Origin of the sequence: Pseudomonas entomophila (assembly GCF_029193575.1) — a bacterium.
Taxonomy (GTDB): Bacteria; Pseudomonadota; Gammaproteobacteria; order Pseudomonadales; family Pseudomonadaceae; genus Aquipseudomonas; species Aquipseudomonas entomophila_G.
Genome location: NZ_JARGCS010000056.1, coordinates 1 through 17,187 on the forward strand (window position 1 = coordinate 1; position 17,187 = coordinate 17,187).

Below are 17,187 nucleotides of genomic sequence, written 5' to 3' on the forward strand. Positions count from 1 at the left end.
GCGGCCAGCGCTGGGTGATCGCCTTGCGCCGGGTGTAGAACCGCACACCATCCGGCCCATACGCATGCAGGTCACCGAACAGCGAACGCTTCCAGCCACCGAAGCTGTGGTAGCTCACCGGCACCGGCAGCGGCACGTTCACACCCACCATGCCCACCTCGATCTCGTCGCAGAACAACCGCGCCGCTTCACCGTCACGGGTGAAGATGCACGTGCCGTTGCCGTACTCGTGGTCGTTGATCAGCTGCATCGCCGCTTCCAGGCTGTTCACCCGCACCACGCACAGCACCGGGCCGAAGATCTCTTCCTTGTAGATGCGCATCTCCGGCGTCACCCGGTCGAACAGCGTGCCGCCGACGAAGTAACCATCCTCATTGCCCGGCACACGGAAACCACGGCCATCGACCACCAGCTGCGCGCCCGCCGCCACGCCGTCGTCGATATAACCGAGCACCTTGTCACGCGCCGCCGCCGTCACCAGCGGGCCCATGTCCAGCCCGCACGAGGTGCCGGCACCGATCTTCAGCGCCTTGATCTGCGGCTCCAGCTTGGCGATCAGCGCATCGGCCACCTGGTCGCCCACGCACACCGCCACCGAAATCGCCATGCAGCGCTCGCCGCACGAACCGTAGGCCGCGCCCATCAGCGCGCTGACCGCGTTGTCCAGGTCGGCATCCGGCATCAGCACCGCGTGGTTCTTCGCGCCACCCAAGGCCTGCACGCGCTTGCCGCGCTTGGTGCCTTCGGCGTAGATGTACTCGGCGATCGGGGTCGAGCCCACGAAGCTCAGGGCCTTCACTTCCGGCGCTTCGATCAGCGCATCCACCGCTTCCTTGTCGCCGTGCACCACGTTCAGGATGCCCTTCGGCAAGCCCGCGTCGTGCAGCAGCTGGGCGATGAACAGCGTCGAGCTCGGGTCACGCTCCGACGGCTTGAGGATGAATGCGTTACCGCAGGCAATCGCCAGCGGGTACATCCACAGCGGCACCATCGCCGGGAAGTTGAACGGGGTGATACCCGCCACCACGCCCAGCGGCTGGAAGTCCGACCAGGCATCGATGTTCGGGCCAACGTTGCGGCTGTACTCGCCCTTCAACACTTCCGGCGCGGCGCAGGCGAACTCGACGTTCTCGATGCCGCGCTTCAGCTCGCCGGCGGCGTCTTCGAGCGTCTTGCCGTGCTCCTCGCTGATCATCTGCGCGATCTTCGCTTCGTTCTGCTCCAGCAACTGCTTGAAGCGGAACATCACTTGCGCGCGCTTGGCCGGTGGGGTGTTGCGCCAGGCCGGGAACGCCGCCTTGGCCGAGTCGATGGCCTGCTGCACGGTGGCGCGGCTGGCCAGTTCGACCTTGCGGGTAGCCTGGCCAGTGGATGGGTTGAAGACGTCGGCGGTGCGCTCGCCCTTGGAAACCAGCTCACCGTGGATCAGGTGCTGAACGATGCTCATGCAAAACTCCAATCTAAAGAAGGTTGGAACAGGCGTGTACAGACACGCCTGTCATCCAAGTCGGAAAAATCAGTCGATCTGGTTCAGGGCTTCGCCCACCGCGTCGAACAGGCGATCCAGTTCCTGCGGCTGGGTATTGAAGGTTGGGCCGAACTGCAGGGTGTCGCCGCCGAAGCGCACATAGAAGCCGGCTTTCCACAGCTTCATGGCGGTCTCGTACGGACGGACGATCGCGTCACCGTCGCGCGCGGCGACCTGGATAGCGCCAGCCAAACCGTAGTTGCGAATATCGACGACGTTCTTGGTGCCCTTGACGCCGTGCAGCAGCTTCTCGAAGTGCGGCGCCAGTTCCGCGGCGGATTGCACCAGATTTTCCTTCTGCAGCAGGTCCAGCGCGGCGATGCCAGCGGCGCAGGCCACAGGGTGGGCCGAGTAGGTATAGCCATGGGGGAATTCCACAGCGTATTCCGGGGTCGGCTGGTTCATGAAGGTCTGGTAGATCTCGCTGCTGGCGATCACCGCGCCCATCGGGATGGCGCCGTTGGTCACCTGCTTGGCGATGCACATCAGGTCCGGGGTCACGCCGAAGGCTTCGGAGCCAGTCATCGCGCCCATGCGGCCGAAACCAGTGATCACTTCATCGAAGATCAGCAGGATGTTGTGCTGGCTGCAGATCTCGCGCAGACGCTTCAGGTAGCCCTTCGGCGGCGGCAGCACGCCTGCGGAGCCGGCCAGCGGCTCGACGATCACGGCAGCGATGTTCGACGCATCATGCAGCTCGATCAGCTTGAGCATTTCGTCGGCCAGGGCAATGCCGCCCTCTTCCGGCAGGCCCTTGGAGAAGGCGTTCACCGGCAGCACGGTGTGAGGCAAGTGATCGACATCCAGCAACTGGCCGAACAGCTTGCGGTTGCCGTTGACCCCCCCGAGGCTGGTGCCGGCGATGTTCACGCCGTGGTAGCCACGGGCACGGCCGATGATCTTGGTCTTGGTGGCCTGGCCCTTCAAGCGCCAGTAGGCACGCACCATCTTCAGCGCGGTATCGGCGCACTCGGAACCAGAGTTGGTGTAGAACACATGGTTCAGGTCGCCCGGCGTCAGCTCGGTGATCTTCTCGGCCAGTTGGAACGACAGCGGGTGGCCGAACTGGAAGGCCGGCGAGTAGTCCAGCACGCTCAGTTGCTTGGCCACCGCCTCGGTGATTTCCTTGCGGGTGTGACCGGCGCCGCAGGTCCACAGGCCCGACAGCGCGTCGAAGATCTTGCGGCCCTTGTCGTCGACCAGGTAGTTGCCTTCGGCCGCGACGATCAGGCGCGGGTCGCGCTGGAAGTTGCGGTTGGCGGTATAAGGCATCCAGTGGGCGTCCAGCTTGAGCTGGCTGGCCAGACCGGCCGGGGCGTTTTCGGGCATGTTCATCGGCGGTTCCTCGCAAGACGATTAGGCAACGATGTGCGTTGTTGCAGCTAAATTGTCACGGGGATAAAGTTTGGAAAACCCAACATTTCTAATCTTCAGATAGAACCAGGCTAAACATATGAGCCGTCGTCCCGATCCTCTCGCCCAAGTCAGTGATTTCGACATCCGCCTGCTGAAAATCTACCGCAGCGTGGTCGAATGCGGCGGCTTCTCGGCGGCGGAGAACGTCTTGGGCATCGGCCGCTCGGCCATCAGCCAGCAGATGAACGACCTTGAGCAGCGCTTGGGCCTGCGCCTGTGCCAACGCGGACGCGCCGGTTTCTCGCTGACCGAGGAAGGCCGCGAGGTGTACCACTCGGCGTTGCAACTGCTGAGCGCCCTCGAGACCTTCCGCACCGAGGTCAACGGCCTGCACCAACACCTGCGTGGCGAACTGAACATCGGCCTGACCGACAACCTCGTGACCCTGCCGCACATGCGTATCACCCACGCCCTTGCCGAACTGAAGGACCGCGGGCCGGACGTGCGCATCCAGATCCGCATGATCGCGCCCAGCCAGGTCGAGCAGGGCGTGCTCGACGGCAGCCTGCATGTCGGCGTGGTGCCGCAGACCAGCCCGCTCTCCGGCCTTGAATACCAGCCCTTGTATAGCGAGCGCTCACTGCTCTACTGCGCGGTAGGCCACCCCCTTTTCTACGCCGAGGACCAGAAGATCGACGATGATCGCCTAAACAGCCAGGACGCCATCGCCCCGACCTTCCGCCTGCCGGCCGACATCCAGGCGCATTACCAAGCGCTGCACTGCACCGCGAGCGCCTCGGACCGCGAAGGCATGGCATTCCTCATCCTCACCGGGCGCTACATCGGCTACCTGCCCGACCACTACGCCATGTTCTGGGTACAGCAAGGCCGCCTGCGCGCGCTGAAACCAACGCAGCGCTTCTACGACCTGAGCCTGAGCTGGGTGACGCGCAAGGGCCGGCGCCCGAACCTGGTGCTGGAAAGCTTCCTGGAAAGCCTGGCAGCAACCCGCTAGAGGCAGGTAATCTGTCGACCATCCGTTGCCACAGACCCGTACGGAAACGTCCATGACCCTTGAAGTCCCTGCGCACCGCCTCTCCGCCTCGGGCAAGCCCGCCGGCCGTATCCGCCAGAAGAACGAACAGGCCATCATCCAGGCGGCCGAAGACGAGTTCGCCCGTCACGGCTTCAAGGGCACCAGCATGAACACCATCGCGCTGAAGGCCGACCTGCCCAAGGCCAACCTGCATTACTACTTCACCAACAAGCTCGGCCTGTACATCGCCGTGCTGAGCAACATCATCGAGCTGTGGGACAGCACCTTCAACGCCCTGAGCGTCGATGACGACCCGGCCCAGGCGCTGAGCCAGTACATCCGCACCAAGATGGAGTTCTCCCGGCGCAACCCGCAGGCCTCGCGGATCTTCGCCATGGAAGTGATCAGCGGCGGGCAGTGCCTGAGCGAATACTTCAGCGCCGACTACCGCGAATGGTTCCGTGGCCGCGCCGCGGTGTTCCAGGCCTGGATCGACGCCGGCAAGATGGACCCAGTGGACCCGGTGCACCTGATCTTCCTGCTCTGGGGCAGCACCCAGCACTACGCCGACTTCGCCACGCAGATCTGCCAGGTCACCGGCCGCAGCCGCCTGACCAAGCAAGACATGGAAGACGCCAGCAACAACCTTATCCACATCATTCTCAAAGGCTGCGGCATCACCCCGCCGGCCTGACCCGACCCTATGCCTTCTACCCTGCTCGACCTCTGTGAGTTCCGCGAGGAGATTCGCAAGAGCCGCTTCATCACCCTTGCCGGCCCCATCGGCAGCGCCGCCGAGGCGATGGCCTTCATCGAGCGCCACAGCGACTTGGCCGCCACCCACAACTGCTGGGCCTGGAAGCTCGGCGCGCAGTACCGCAGCAGCGACGACGGCGAGCCCGGCGGCACGGCCGGACGGCCGATCCTCGCCGCCATCGAGGCGCAGGACTGCGACCAGGTGGTGGTGCTGGTGATCCGCTGGTACGGCGGCATACAACTGGGCACCGGCGGCCTGGCCCGGGCCTATGGCGGCGGCGCCAACAAATGCCTGCAGCAAGCCCCCAAGCGCCTGCTGGTGCAGCGCAGCACCTTCGCCTGCAGTTGCACGTTCAGTGAGCTGGCACTGCTCAAACTGCGCCTGGCCGAGGTCGATGGGCTGGTGCTGGACGAGCAGTTCACCGCCAATGGCGTGGATCTCCAGGTCGCACTGGGTGAAGCGCACCTGGAGACATTGCAACTGCAACTGGCCGACCTCAGCCGTGGGCGCATCCGCCTCGAAGCGCTTTGACGGTTGCCCACAACTGCTGTGGGCCTGCCTGTGGATAAGCTTTGGGCATTCCGCTGTAACCCTTGTCTTGCATGGCCTAGACGCTGTTGATCATATTTTGATCACCGTTTGATGACAGCCGCAAATCGCTGAATCCATTTGAGTTACCCCCAGTCACTTGATGCAGAGTAATGCAGCAACACTGAGGGCTTGCACACAGTTACTGTGGAGCAGCCTGTGGATAACCCGTTAGCCAATGGCGCAAACGCCCGCCCACGCGAGGCCTGGGCGGGCTGGTCGTTTTTTGTTCATATTTCATCGCAGGCACGTGCGGCGCACCTGGAGTATCCTCAATACCTTTCCCTTCTAGCGATCAAGGAGCGTCCACATGCCCATCTCCAAAACTGCCCTGGTCATCGGCGCCTCGCGCGGCTTGGGCCTGGGCCTGGTACAGCGCCTGCACGAGGACGGCTGGAAGGTCATCGCCACCGTGCGTGATCCTCAGAAAGCCGGCGCCCTGGGCGACGTCCCGGGCGTGCGCATCGAACGCCTGGAGATGAACGACACCGCGCAGCTCGATACCCTCAAGCAACGCCTGGGCGGCGAAACCTTCGACCTGGTGTTCGTCAATGCCGGGGTGATGGGCCCGCTGCCACAAGACCTGGAAAGCGTCACCCCGCAGGCCATCGGCGAGCTGTTCACCACCAACGCCGTGGCACCGATCCGCGTGGCCCGCCGCCTGGCCGGGCAAGTGCGCGAAGGCAGCGGCGTGCTGGCGTTCATGAGCTCGATCCTCGGTAGCGTGACCATCCCCGACGGCAACGAGATCTGTCTGTACAAGGCCAGCAAGGCGGCGCTGAACTCGATGATCAACAGCTTCGTGGTTGAGTTGCAACGCCCGGACCTCGCCGTATTGGCGATGCACCCAGGCTGGGTGAAGACCGACATGGGCGGCGAGAACGCCGAGATCGACGTACTCACCAGCACCCGAGGCATGCTCGAACAGGTCAAGGCACAGAGTGGCAATGGCGGCCTGCGTTTCATCAACTACAAGGGCGAGGCCCTGACCTGGTGAATTGAAAGCCGCGCGGCGAGGCAGTAGACTCGACGCCTCGCCCCCGCGGCGGACCTGGATCAGCAGACAGGGCAACACTGAGCTGGCTAACCTGAACCTACTTTCAGAGGAGCCGGCACCATGCCTGCGACCCGCATCTGGTTGAAGTCCCCGCTTGCCATCTTCACCGCCAATGCCGCCGACGCCCGTGGCGGGCTGGTCATCGAAGACGGCCGCATCACCGAACTGCTCGCCCTTGGCGAACAACCCAGCACGCCCTGCCAGCAGGTGTTCGACGCCCGTGAGCACGTGGTACTGCCCGGGCTGATCAACACCCATCACCACTTCTACCAAACCCTCACCCGCGCCTGGGCGCCGGTGGTCAACCAGCCGCTGTTCCCGTGGCTCAAGACCCTCTACCCGGTGTGGGCGCGCCTGACCCCGGAAAAACTCGCGCTGGCCAGCGAAGTGGCCCTGGCCGAACTGTTGCTCTCCGGCTGCACCACCGCCGCCGACCATCACTACCTGTTCCCCCAGGGTCTGGACAACGCCATCGACGTGCAGGTGCAAGTCGTGCGCAAGCTGGGCATGCGCGCCATGCTCACCCGCGGCTCGATGAGCCTGGGCGAAAAGGACGGCGGGCTGCCGCCACAACAGACGGTGCAGGAAGGCGAAGTGATCCTGGCCGACAGCCAGCGACTTATCCACAGCTACCACCAACGCGGCGAGGGTGCGCAGATCCAGATCGCCTTGGCGCCCTGTTCGCCGTTCTCGGTCACCCCCGAGATCATGCGCGCCAGCGCCGCACTCGCCGAGGAACTGGACGTGCGCCTGCACACCCACCTGGCCGAGACCCTCGACGAGGAAGACTTCTGCCTGCAACGCTTCGGCCTGCGCACCGTCGACTACCTGGACAGCGTCGGCTGGCTCGGCCCACGCACCTGGCTGGCCCATGGCATCCACTTCAACCCCGACGAAATCGCCCGACTCGGCGCGGCGGGCACCGGCATCTGCCACTGCCCGAGCTCGAACATGCGCCTGGCCTCGGGCATCTGCCCGACCGTGGCACTGGAAAGCGCCGGCGCCCCGGTGGGCCTGGGCGTCGACGGCTCAGCCTCGAACGACGCCTCGAACATGATCCTCGAAGCGCGCCAGGCCTTGTACCTGCAACGCCTGCGCTACGGCGCCGAACAGATCACCCCCGAACGCGCGCTGGGCTGGGCCACCCGTGGCTCGGCGCGCCTGCTCGGGCGCGACGATATCGGCCAGCTGGCCGTGGGCAAACAGGCCGACCTCGCGCTGTTCAAACTCGACGAACTGCGCTTTTCCGGCAGCCATGACCCACTCAGCGCACTGCTGCTGTGCGGCGCGGACCGCGCCGACCGAGTGATGGTCGGCGGCCAGTGGCGGGTCATCGACGGGCAGATCGAGGGCCTCGACGTACAAGGCCTGATCGCCGACCACCGCCAGGCCGCTGCCGCGCTGATCGCCGGTTGACGCTACAGGGCCCGGCCGGGCGCATTGCCCGGCCAGGCCCTGTAGAATGGCGGCAACCGTACCTGATTCGAGACCCCACACCATGTATGAATGGCTCAACGCCTTGCCCAAGGCCGAACTGCATATGCACCTGGAAGGCTCGCTGGAGCCTGAGCTGCTGTTCGCCCTGGCCGAGCGCAACAAGATCGCCCTGCCCTGGGCCGACGTCGACACCCTGCGCAGCGCCTACGCCTTCAATAACCTTCAGGAATTTCTCGACCTCTACTACCAAGGTGCCGACGTACTGCGCACCGAGCAGGACTTCTACGACCTGACCTGGGCCTACCTGCAACGTTGCAAGGCACAGAACGTCATCCACACCGAGCCCTTCTTCGACCCACAGACCCATACCGACCGGGGCATCCCGTTCGAGGTGGTGCTGAACGGCATCAACCAGGCCCTCAAGGATGGCCGCCAGCAGTTGGGCATCAGCAGCGGGCTGATCCTCAGCTTCCTGCGCCACCTCAGCGAGGACGAGGCGCACAAGACCCTGGACCAGGCGCTTGCGTTCCGCGACGCCTTCATCGCCGTCGGCCTGGACAGCTCCGAGCAAGGTCACCCACCGAGCAAGTTCCAGCGTGTGTTCGACCGCGCCCGCAGCGAAGGTTTCGTCGCGGTCGCCCATGCCGGGGAGGAAGGCCCGCCCGAATACATCTGGGAAGCCCTCGACCTCCTGAAGGTCAAGCGCATCGACCACGGCGTGCGCGCCATCGAGGACGAGCGCCTGATGCAGCGCATCATCGACGAGCAGATCCCACTGACCGTCTGCCCGCTGTCCAACACCAAGCTCTGCGTGTTCGAACACATGGGCCAGCACAACATCCTGGACATGCTCGAACGTGGCGTGAAAGTCACGGTGAACTCCGACGACCCCGCCTATTTCGGCGGCTATGTCACCGAGAACTTCCATGCACTGCATACCCACCTGGGCATGACACAAGACCAGGCCCGCCAACTGGCGCAGAACAGCCTGGATGCCCGCCTGGCCTAACGGGGCAGGCACTAGGCAAATTGCAGCGCAGGCACCCGGGCAATGCGGTTGATGTTCTGGATTCCCAGTGCGGAGATCTGTAGTGCCCGGCAGCTTTCCTGCTCACGAACCCACCCTGACTGCAGGAACAACTGCAGCAGCGCATGCCCGAGGCTGCCGCCCAGATGCGGGCCCTGGTCGCTCCACTCGTTGCAGTGACAGACCACGCAGCCGCTGCGCTGACGGGGTGCCAAGGCGTCGATGTAGACGCCGATGGCACTCAGTTGCACCCGCCCCTCCAGGCTCACCGTGGGTTGCTCCTCACTGCCCTCCAACCAGCCGGCCGATACCAGCCGCTGGTAGAGGTCGACCGCCAACTCCCCCCCTAAGTGATCGCCGCAACGTCGGGCCCTGCGCATCGACAGCGGAATCTGCAGCGCCTTGGCCGGCAGGGGCTTCTCCGGCGGTGGGCCAAGCTGCACGCTGGCCAGCGCCTCCACCGCGGCGCCCACCTCCGGCGTGGCCAGGCGAAAATAGCGCTTGCGCCCACGCGCTTCCAACCGCAGCAGGCCAGCGGCCGACAGCAAAGACAAGTGCGCGCAGGCCGAGGAACAGGTCACGCCCGTGATCACCGCCAGTTCATCGGCTGGCCGGGGCGTACCGTCGATCAGCGCCCAAAGCATGGCACTGCGTTTTGGTTCGGCCATCAGGCCGGCGATCTGGCTGATGCTGCTGACTGCTTTCATGTCCCGTAACTCCCTGTGTAGTCATGTGATGTGCCTGGTCGACCCAGCTCCGGCAGCGCGGACCCTCCAAGGTTTCCAGGGAAATCCCTCTCGCTGTTACCTGCCGACGCCGCCAGTATAAGCCGCAGCCCCACGCAGGCCGCGCGCTCTGGCCTGCGGATTCGCGGCCTGCAGGCCAAGGGGTCGGCCACCCTTTGCGCCTTGGGGGGTGGAGGGAGGTGGAGGCATTTCCTCTGACGAGCGCCCGAGACAAGATGCGCGCAGCAATGCAGGCCAAGCCCGCGACCACGCCCCATACGGAACAATGCCGACAAGACACTTCACCAAGTAGCGCAAGCAAAAGCGAAGGATCGTCGAGATGAGAAAAGGCTGACCGATGGGCCACATGATGACCGTCAGTCAGGAGGTCGAAAGCGCCCATGGCATCGGGCAACGGCAGCGCTACACTCCATCATCCGCCCTCGCCCACTGGAGGTATGTCGTGATGAAGATTGTCGTCAGTGCGTCGAACCGAAAACCCAACTGCCCCTGGCAGGTTCAGCTCGACCAGCATGTGGTGAGTTTTCGCAGCGAGGCGGAGGCCCGCGCCTTCGTCGCCCTCCTGGAGACGAGGCTGAAGGCCCCCCACGTGCTCACGCAGGCAACCTGGCCGGCAGGCGCCGAGTCAGCATCGCGACACTGACCACCAGCGCCCCGCACAGGCTGATCACCAGGGTCATTGGCACTGCGCTGCCATCGTGCAACAGGCTCACCAGTGCCGCCGCACCCGCCGCGACGCTGAACTGCAGGCAGCCCATCAGTGCCGAAGCGCTGCCGGCCCGCGTTCCCTGCCCGTTCATCGCACAGGCAGAGGCGTTGGGCAGGATGCACCCCAGGCTGGAGATACAGACGAACAGCGGTACCAACAGTGGCCACAACTGTGCCGGGCGCAACGACGCCACACCCAGCAGCACCAGCGCCGCCGCCAGGTACACCCATACCGCGCGGGCCAGCAGGACAGCCGGCCCGTGCTTGGCGAGCAGCCGCGCATTGAACTGGGCCACGAGGATGAAACCAGCGGCATTGGTGCCGAACAGCCAACCGTAGTGCTCGGGGGGCACGCCATACAGCTTGATGAACACGAAGGGCGAACCGGCGATGTAGGCGAACATGCCAGCGATGGCGATGCCACCGGTGAGGGCGTGGCCGATGAACGCCCGGTCGCCGAGCAGGCTCAGGTACTGATGAAGGGCACCCGAAAGCGGCTGGCGCGGGATGTGCGCCGGCATGCTCTCGGGCAGGCCGAGACCGACCGCCAACAGGCAGGCCCCGCTGAACAGGCTCAGGGCGAGGAAGATCGACTGCCAGCCGGCCAGGTTGACCAGCACACCGCCAAGCATTGGCGCGAGGATGGGGGCCAGCCCCATTACCAGCATCAGTTGCGAGAACACCTTGGCCGAGGCGATCGCGTCGCATTTGTCGCTGACGATCGCCCGTGACAGCACCATTCCCGCACAGCCACCCAGGGCCTGGACGAAGCGCGCCAGCACCAACGCATCGAGGTTGGGCGCATACGCGCAGACCAAGGAGGCCAGGGTGAACAGCACCACGCCGAACAGCAGCGGCTTGCGTCGCCCGAAACGGTCAGCCACCGGGCCATAGGCCAGCTGACCAAGGGACAGGCCGAGGAAGTACGCGGCCAGGGTGGTCTGCACGTGTTTTTCATCAGTGCCGAAGGCTTGCGCCATGGCTGGGAAGGCGGGCAGGTAGAAGTCGATCGCCAGCGGCGCGAATGCCGATAGCGCACCGAGGATCAGCAGGGTTCGCAGGTTCATCGAGAATCCATAGCAGGCTAAGCAAACACGCTAGTCTACCTGCTGCGGGACCGCTCCAGATGAAAAGGTTTGTAACAACTTCGCGACCCTGCTCCAGCGCCAGCATTACCCTCAGGCAAGCTCCGCCACATACCCTTCTTCACGGATCGCCACCAGGATTCGCTCGGCCTCAAGCCCACTCTCCACCCGCACCTGACGCCCTGCCAGGTCGACCTCCACCCGTGCGGCCGCATCCTGGTCCTGCACCGCTCGGGTCACCGCCTTGATGCAATGGCCGCAGGTCATGCCTTGAACGTTGAACACTTGCATGGGAACGCCTCCTTATGGATGTGTGCCGAGTTTCAACCTTGCCATCAGGGCAAGGTCAAGTTCTGTGCGAAGCGGCCGGGCTGGAAATCCGCGCGCGCCTCGGCCAAGCTGCGGCTTTGACGACTTGCCAAGCAGGAGAAGTTTCATGATCAGGGCAGCATTGGGCCTCGTCGGGCTGCTGGGTGCGTTGGCGGTGGTGCCACCGGCCATCGCCGAAGGCAACTCGGACTACAGCGTGCTGATCATTTCCCGGGAGCGCCTGGAGGTGGCCACCACCTGCGAGATCGGCGTGTACCTCAACGATCAGCTTTCCGGGCGTCTGTTCCAGGAGCAATCCACGTCCTTCAACTTGCCGCCCGGCCCGGTGGACGTGCGCCTGCGCCTGCTGCCCGGGCAGGTGCCTGGCTGCTCCCCCGGCATCGAGGACCAGCGCAGCACGCGCCTGACCCTGCAAGCCGGGCAGATCAGCAAGTACCGTGTCGCCGTGGACCATGAAGGCCTGCAGTTGAAGCGTGCCGGCCTGGGGTATTGACCTTACCCGCATGGCAAGGTTGATGCTCAAGGCTTGATCAAGGAGCGAAGCCATGACTGCATCCACCACCTTCGACCTGCCCATCGCCGGCATGACCTGCGCCAGCTGCGCTGGCCGGGTCGAGCGCGCCTTGCGCAAGGTCAACGGCGCCGAGCAGGTCAGCGTCAACCTGGCCACTGAGCAGGCCCGCGTGCAGGCGCCGGCCGACAGCCTGCCGGCGCTGGTCGACGCCGTGCGCCAGGCCGGCTACGGCGTGCCGAGCCGTACCGTCGAACTGCAACTGGGTGGCATGACCTGCGCCAGTTGCGTCGGCCGCGTCGAGCGCGCCCTCGGCAAGCTGGCCGGGGTCGAGCGGGTGAGCGTCAACCTGGCCAACGAACGCGCGCATGTGGAGGTGCTCGACGGCGTCAGCGACGCGGTTCTGATCGCTGCCGTGGAAAAGGCCGGCTATACCGCCACCCTCCCCTTGGCCGCCCGGGACGAGCAGGCCGACACCCAGCGCCGCCTGCAGCACCAGCGCCTGGCGGTGGGCGCCGCGCTGCTGCTGGCATTGCCATTGGTGCTGCCGATGCTGGTGCAGCCGTTCGGCCTGCACTGGATGCTGCCGGCCTGGGCGCAGTTCCTGCTGGCCACCCCGGTGCAGTTCATCCTCGGCGCACGCTTCTATAAAGCCGCTTGGAAAGCCGTGCGTGCCGGCGCCGGCAACATGGACCTGCTGGTGGCACTGGGCACCAGCGCCGGCTACGGCCTGAGCCTGTACCAGTGGGCCAGGGCCGACACCGGCATGGCGCCCCACCTGTATTTCGAAGCCTCGGCCGTGGTCATCGCCCTGGTGCTGCTGGGCAAGTACCTGGAAAGCCGCGCCAAGCGCCAGACCGCCAGCGCCATCCGCGCCCTCGAAGCCCTGCGCCCGGAGCGAGCGCGGCGGGTGGTCGAGGGCCGCGAGGAAGACGTCGCCATCAGCCACCTGCGCCTGGGCGACCTGGTGCTGATCAAGCCCGGCGAGCGCTTCCCGGTGGACGGCGAGGTGCTCGACGGCAGCAGCCACGCCGACGAAGCCTTGATCAGCGGGGAAAGCCTGCCGGTGCCCAAGCAACCTGGCGACCCGGTCACCGGTGGCGCGATCAACGGCGAGGGGCGCCTGCTGGTGCGTACCTTGGCGCTGGGCACCGAGACCGTGCTGGCGCGGATCATCCGCCTGGTCGAGGACGCCCAGGCGGCCAAGGCGCCGATCCAGAAGCTGGTGGATCGGGTCAGCCAGGTGTTCGTGCCCGCCGTGCTGGTGCTGGCACTGCTCACCCTGGCTGGCTGGTGGCTGCACGGCGCGCTGCTGGAAACCGCATTGATCAACGCCGTCGCCGTACTGGTGATCGCCTGCCCGTGCGCCTTGGGCCTGGCCACGCCAGCGGCGATCATGGCCGGCACTGGGGTGGCCGCGCGCCACGGCATCCTGATCAAGGACGCCGAAGCCTTGGAGCGAGCCCACGCGGTGAGCCGCGTGGTGTTCGACAAGACCGGCACGCTGACCTCCGGCAGCCCGAGCATCGTCCACAGCCAGGCCAGCGTCGGCTCACCCGCCGACCTGCTGCGCCTGGCCGGGGCACTGCAGCGTGGCAGCGAGCACCCGCTGGCCAAGGCGGTGCTGAACGCTGGCGCCGAGCAGGGCCTGGACATTCCGGCGGTGAGCGCCAGCCAATCGCTCACCGGCCGCGGCATCGCCGGCACCGTCGAAGGCCGCGAGCTGGCCCTGGGCAACCGTCGCCTGCTCGATGAAAGCGCCCTGCAACCCGGTGCCCTGGCTAGCCAGGCCCAGGCCTGGGAAGCCGAAGGCCGCACCCTGTCGTGGTTGATCGAGCGCGCGCCGCAACCGCAGGTGCTGGGCCTGTTCGCCTTTGGCGACAGCCTCAAGCCCGGTGCCGGACAAGCTATCCACGCGCTGCACGCCCAGGGCATCAGCAGCCACCTGCTGACCGGCGACAACCGTGGCAGCGCCAAGGTGGTGGCCGAAGCCTTGGGCATCGATGACGTGCACGCCGAGGTGCTGCCGGCCGACAAGGCCGCGACCGTGGCCACGCTCAAGCGCGATGGCGTGGTGGCGATGGTCGGCGATGGCATCAACGACGCCCCGGCCCTGGCCGCCGCCGACATCGGCATCGCCATGGGCGGTGGCACCGACGTGGCCATGCAGGCCGCCGGCATCACCCTGATGCGCGGCGACCCGCGCCTGGTGCCCGCGGCCCTGGACATCAGCCGCAAGACCTACGCGAAGATCCGCCAGAACCTGTTCTGGGCCTTCATCTACAACCTGATCGGCATTCCCCTGGCCGCCTTCGGCCTGCTCAACCCGGTGCTGGCCGGCGCGGCCATGGCCCTGTCCAGCGTCAGCGTGGTGAGCAATGCCTTGTGGCTGAAGACCTGGAAGCCCACCACCATCCCCTCCAAGGAGGCTCCATGAACATCGGCCAGGCCGCCAAGCAAAGCGGGCTCAGCGCCAAGATGATCCGCTACTACGAATCCATCGGCCTGCTCAAGCCGGCCGCCCGCAGCGACAGCGGCTATCGCCTGTACCGCCAGGAAGACCTGCACAGCCTGGCGTTCATCAAGCGCTCGCGCGACCTGGGGTTTTCCCTGGAGGAAGTGGCGCGGCTGCTGACCCTGTGGCAAGACCGCGAACGCGCCAGCGCCGATGTGAAGCAGTTGGCCATGCAGCACATCGATGAACTGAACCGGCGCATCGAAGAGCTGGTGAGCCTGCGCGACACGCTGGGTGAGCTGGTCGCCCACTGCCAGGGCGACGATCGACCGGATTGTCCGATCCTCAAAGACCTGGCCAATGGCGGCAGTTGCTGCCACTAACAACACCACTGTCGCTTCTGTAGGAGCAAGACCGCTCCTACAGGGAAGATAACTTCTGCCTGTCAGCGATTTCATCCAATGAACCCGGGAGTTTCACTCAATAAACCTACCCCGCTGCCGATGTCCTGAAAACTTGCGTCATGCGTGTACAAGAAAAACTCCGGGAGCGTGGATGAACATCAAGCAAAAACTGACCTGGGCCTTCGCCGTCATCGCCGGCCTGCCCATCGTCCTCGTGGCCACGTTGGTGGTCCTGAACCTGCGCGGCGAGGCTCGCGAGAGCTTTCTCGACAGCAGCAGCCGGGAGATCCGCCAGGTTGGCAACGCGATGAATATTTTTTTCCAGGGCATCGCACAGAACGTCGACTACCTGGCTAGCCAGCCACTGGTCAACGCCAGCGCCGACAACGTGAAGAAGCACATCTCCGCCGACGCCGCACAGATCGCCCCCTCCGAACAGGACAAGGCACTCTCCGAGCTGTTCACCCGCCTGGCCGCCAGCCACCCAGACTACGCCTACGTGTCCTATGGCATGAAGGACGGCGGCTATGCCTTCTGGCCCAGCGACCCGACGATGGCCAACTACGACCCGCGCACCCGCCCCTGGTACCAGGTCGCCATGGCCAACCCCGGCAAGACGTTCCGCACCGCGCCCTACTACTGGGCCGGCGACGACGCGGTGCTGGTCAGCACCGTGCGCACGGTGGCCAACCAGCTCGGCAACCCGGGTGGGGTGGTCAACATCGACGTCTCGCTCAAGGGCCTGACCGAGATCGTCAAGCAGATCAAGATCGGTGAAAGCGGCTACCTGATCCTGATGGAGAACAACGGCAACGTGATGGTCGACCCGCGCGACGCCAGCCATAACTTCAAGCAACTGCAAAGCTTCGGGGGCGGCTACGCCGAGCTGGCCAAGGCCGGCAAGGGCCTGGCCGAGGTGACGCTGAACGGCGAGCGCTACATGGCCAATATCTACCCCGACGAGCGCCTGGGCTGGACCTTCATCGGCCTGATCCGTCAAGACGAGGCCATGAGTATCACCACCCACCTGACCTATCTGATCGGCGGTATCGCGCTGCTGTTGGCCACTGTGTTCGCCGCCGTCGGTGCAGCGTTCGCGAAGCTCATCGTGCGCCCGATCAACAGCGTCACCAGCAGCCTGGAAGGCATCGCCCAGGGCGAAGGCGACCTGACCCGCAACCTTGAAGTGCGCGGGCGCGACGAAACCGCGCAACTGGCCAGCTGGTTCAACCAATTCCTCGGCGCCATCCGCGGCCTGATCCAACACATCGGCGGCGCCGCCAGCAAGATCCTCAGCACCTCGGCCAGCTCCACCCGCGTCTCCGGCGACATGGCCGAAGCCGCCGGGCGCCAACGCGAGGCGGTGGACATGGTCTCGACCGCCTTCCACGAAATGGTCGCCACCGCCAACGAAGTCGCGCGCTCGTGCAGCCAGGCCGCGCAGTCGGCCGACAGCGGCCAGCAGCAAGCGCGCGACGGTCAGCAGCAGATCGACGCGGCGGTGCAGAGCGTCGATCACCTGAGCCGCGAGATCGAGCAATCGGCGCAGTCGATCCAGCAACTGGAGCGCGACAGCAACGCCATCCAGTCGATCCTCGGCACCATCCGCTCGATCGCCGAGCAAACCAACCTGCTAGCGCTCAATGCCGCCATCGAGGCCGCCCGCGCCGGCGAGCAGGGTCGTGGTTTCGCGGTGGTCGCCGACGAGGTGCGCGCGCTGGCCAAGCGCACCGCCGACTCCACCGCGGAGATCGACGGACTGCTGGGCAACCTGGCCAGCCGCACCGCCGAGGTGGCCGAGCAGATGCATGCGAGCCTGGAAGTGTCGCAACAGTCGGTGAGCCGCATCGGCCTGGCGCGCGACAGCTTCGGGCAGATCCGCGAGTCGGTGGACGTCATCCGCGACATGAACACCCAGATCGCCACGGCGGCCGAGGAGCAGCACCAAGTGGCCGAGGACATCAACCGGCACATCAGCCAGATCCACGGCGATGCGCAACTGGTGGCCGAGCTGGCCCAGGCGGCGCGGCAGGATTCGCAGAGCCTGGCGGGGTTGTCGAACGAATTGGATGCGTTGGTGCGGCGGTTCAAGACCTGATGGGTTTTCTGTACCGGCCCTATCGCGGGGCAAGCCCGCTACTAAAGGCCTAGCGCCGACCTGA

The 17,187-nt window shown here is 65.5% G+C and carries 16 protein-coding genes and 1 pseudogene; 12 read left to right on the plus strand and 5 right to left on the minus strand.

From position 1 onward, the window contains the following. Together P0Y43_RS23805 and P0Y43_RS23810 are read right to left on the minus strand one after the other, a co-directional pair. Positions 1–1,447 (minus strand): CoA-acylating methylmalonate-semialdehyde dehydrogenase (locus tag P0Y43_RS23805; protein ID WP_275639700.1); only part of this gene is annotated, 1,447 nt, incomplete at its 3' end. A gap of 69 nt (positions 1,448–1,516) precedes the next feature. Beyond that, positions 1,517–2,863, minus strand: a complete 1,347-nt coding sequence (locus tag P0Y43_RS23810) for an aspartate aminotransferase family protein (RefSeq protein ID WP_275639701.1) — start codon at positions 2,861–2,863, stop codon at positions 1,517–1,519. Between the two features lie 118 nt (positions 2,864–2,981). On the opposite strand from P0Y43_RS23810, the gene P0Y43_RS23815 reads away from it, so the two are divergent. The 6 genes from P0Y43_RS23815 (at position 2,982) to P0Y43_RS23840 (ending at position 8,768) form a co-directional block, all read left to right on the plus strand. Continuing rightward, positions 2,982–3,899: a LysR family transcriptional regulator gene (locus P0Y43_RS23815; protein ID WP_275639702.1), complete on the plus strand. Its 918-nt coding sequence runs from the start codon at positions 2,982–2,984 to the stop codon at positions 3,897–3,899. A gap of 52 nt (positions 3,900–3,951) precedes the next feature. After that, positions 3,952–4,614: a TetR/AcrR family transcriptional regulator gene (locus tag P0Y43_RS23820; RefSeq protein WP_275639703.1), complete on the plus strand. Its 663-nt coding sequence runs from the start codon at positions 3,952–3,954 to the stop codon at positions 4,612–4,614. 9 nt (positions 4,615–4,623) lie between these two features. Beyond that, on the plus strand, positions 4,624–5,208 hold the full coding sequence (locus P0Y43_RS23825; protein WP_275639704.1) for an IMPACT family protein: 585 nt from the start codon (positions 4,624–4,626) through the stop codon (positions 5,206–5,208). Positions 5,209–5,575: 367 nt separating this feature from the next. Beyond that, a complete protein-coding gene (locus tag P0Y43_RS23830; RefSeq protein ID WP_275639705.1) occupies positions 5,576–6,262 on the plus strand; it encodes an SDR family oxidoreductase in 687 nt (228 codons plus the stop codon). A 120-nt stretch (positions 6,263–6,382) separates the two neighbouring features. Next, a complete protein-coding gene (locus tag P0Y43_RS23835; protein WP_275639706.1) occupies positions 6,383–7,738 on the plus strand; it encodes an 8-oxoguanine deaminase in 1,356 nt (451 codons plus the stop codon). 82 nt (positions 7,739–7,820) lie between these two features. Next, entirely contained in the window at positions 7,821–8,768 is a 948-nt protein-coding gene (locus P0Y43_RS23840) for an adenosine deaminase (protein WP_275639707.1), read from the plus strand. An 11-nt stretch (positions 8,769–8,779) separates the two neighbouring features. On the opposite strand, the gene P0Y43_RS23845 is transcribed toward P0Y43_RS23840, so the two are convergent. After that, positions 8,780–9,493 (minus strand): ArsR/SmtB family transcription factor, encoded by a 714-nt coding sequence (locus tag P0Y43_RS23845; protein ID WP_275639708.1) that lies wholly within the window; start codon positions 9,491–9,493, stop codon positions 8,780–8,782. Between the two features lie 484 nt (positions 9,494–9,977). Here P0Y43_RS23845 and P0Y43_RS23850 point away from each other — a divergent pair, with 484 nt between their 5' ends. Continuing rightward, positions 9,978–10,175, plus strand: coding sequence for a hypothetical protein (locus tag P0Y43_RS23850; protein WP_275640218.1), 198 nt, complete (start codon positions 9,978–9,980; stop codon positions 10,173–10,175). Here P0Y43_RS23850 and P0Y43_RS23855 read toward each other — a convergent pair. Both P0Y43_RS23855 and P0Y43_RS23860 read right to left on the minus strand, forming a co-directional pair. After that, positions 10,126–11,307 (minus strand): multidrug effflux MFS transporter, encoded by a 1,182-nt coding sequence (locus P0Y43_RS23855; protein WP_275639709.1) that lies wholly within the window; start codon positions 11,305–11,307, stop codon positions 10,126–10,128. The two genes, P0Y43_RS23850 and P0Y43_RS23855, sit on opposite strands and share 50 nt — an antisense overlap. A 111-nt stretch (positions 11,308–11,418) precedes the next feature. Then, positions 11,419–11,616 (minus strand): heavy-metal-associated domain-containing protein, encoded by a 198-nt coding sequence (locus tag P0Y43_RS23860; protein ID WP_275639710.1) that lies wholly within the window; start codon positions 11,614–11,616, stop codon positions 11,419–11,421. Between the two features lie 145 nt (positions 11,617–11,761). On the opposite strand from P0Y43_RS23860, the gene P0Y43_RS23865 reads away from it, so the two are divergent. The 5 genes and pseudogenes from P0Y43_RS23865 (at position 11,762) to P0Y43_RS27190 (ending at position 17,123) form a co-directional block, all read left to right on the plus strand. Continuing rightward, positions 11,762–12,148 (plus strand): hypothetical protein, encoded by a 387-nt coding sequence (locus tag P0Y43_RS23865; protein WP_275639711.1) that lies wholly within the window; start codon positions 11,762–11,764, stop codon positions 12,146–12,148. 52 nt (positions 12,149–12,200) lie between these two features. Beyond that, a complete protein-coding gene (locus tag P0Y43_RS23870; RefSeq protein ID WP_275639712.1) occupies positions 12,201–14,603 on the plus strand; it encodes a heavy metal translocating P-type ATPase in 2,403 nt (800 codons plus the stop codon). Continuing rightward, entirely contained in the window at positions 14,600–15,004 is a 405-nt protein-coding gene (cueR, locus tag P0Y43_RS23875; protein WP_275639713.1) for a Cu(I)-responsive transcriptional regulator, read from the plus strand. Before P0Y43_RS23870 ends, cueR begins: the two co-directional genes overlap by 4 nt. A 328-nt stretch (positions 15,005–15,332) precedes the next feature. Further along, a pseudogene (locus P0Y43_RS27185) lies at positions 15,333–16,265 on the plus strand (HAMP domain-containing protein); the annotation flags it as partial. Between the two features lie 129 nt (positions 16,266–16,394). Next, entirely contained in the window at positions 16,395–17,123 is a 729-nt protein-coding gene (locus P0Y43_RS27190; RefSeq protein WP_430540283.1) for a methyl-accepting chemotaxis protein, read from the plus strand. The last annotated feature ends 64 nt before the right edge of the window (positions 17,124–17,187 follow it).

Coding starts and splice junctions, on each gene's coding strand:
- P0Y43_RS23810 (WP_275639701.1), bottom strand. CDS start 2,863: ATGAACATGCCCGAAAACGCCCCGGCCGGTCTGGCCAGCCAGCTCAAG.
- P0Y43_RS23815 (WP_275639702.1), top strand. CDS start 2,982: ATGAGCCGTCGTCCCGATCCTCTCGCCCAAGTCAGTGATTTCGACATC.
- P0Y43_RS23820 (WP_275639703.1), top strand. CDS start 3,952: ATGACCCTTGAAGTCCCTGCGCACCGCCTCTCCGCCTCGGGCAAGCCC.
- P0Y43_RS23825 (WP_275639704.1), top strand. CDS start 4,624: ATGCCTTCTACCCTGCTCGACCTCTGTGAGTTCCGCGAGGAGATTCGC.
- P0Y43_RS23830 (WP_275639705.1), top strand. CDS start 5,576: ATGCCCATCTCCAAAACTGCCCTGGTCATCGGCGCCTCGCGCGGCTTG.
- P0Y43_RS23835 (WP_275639706.1), top strand. CDS start 6,383: ATGCCTGCGACCCGCATCTGGTTGAAGTCCCCGCTTGCCATCTTCACC.
- P0Y43_RS23840 (WP_275639707.1), top strand. CDS start 7,821: ATGTATGAATGGCTCAACGCCTTGCCCAAGGCCGAACTGCATATGCAC.
- P0Y43_RS23845 (WP_275639708.1), bottom strand. CDS start 9,493: ATGAAAGCAGTCAGCAGCATCAGCCAGATCGCCGGCCTGATGGCCGAA.
- P0Y43_RS23850 (WP_275640218.1), top strand. CDS start 9,978: ATGAAGATTGTCGTCAGTGCGTCGAACCGAAAACCCAACTGCCCCTGG.
- P0Y43_RS23855 (WP_275639709.1), bottom strand. CDS start 11,307: ATGAACCTGCGAACCCTGCTGATCCTCGGTGCGCTATCGGCATTCGCG.
- P0Y43_RS23860 (WP_275639710.1), bottom strand. CDS start 11,616: ATGCAAGTGTTCAACGTTCAAGGCATGACCTGCGGCCATTGCATCAAG.
- P0Y43_RS23865 (WP_275639711.1), top strand. CDS start 11,762: ATGATCAGGGCAGCATTGGGCCTCGTCGGGCTGCTGGGTGCGTTGGCG.
- P0Y43_RS23870 (WP_275639712.1), top strand. CDS start 12,201: ATGACTGCATCCACCACCTTCGACCTGCCCATCGCCGGCATGACCTGC.
- cueR (WP_275639713.1), top strand. CDS start 14,600: ATGAACATCGGCCAGGCCGCCAAGCAAAGCGGGCTCAGCGCCAAGATG.
- P0Y43_RS27190 (WP_430540283.1), top strand. CDS start 16,395: ATGGTCTCGACCGCCTTCCACGAAATGGTCGCCACCGCCAACGAAGTC.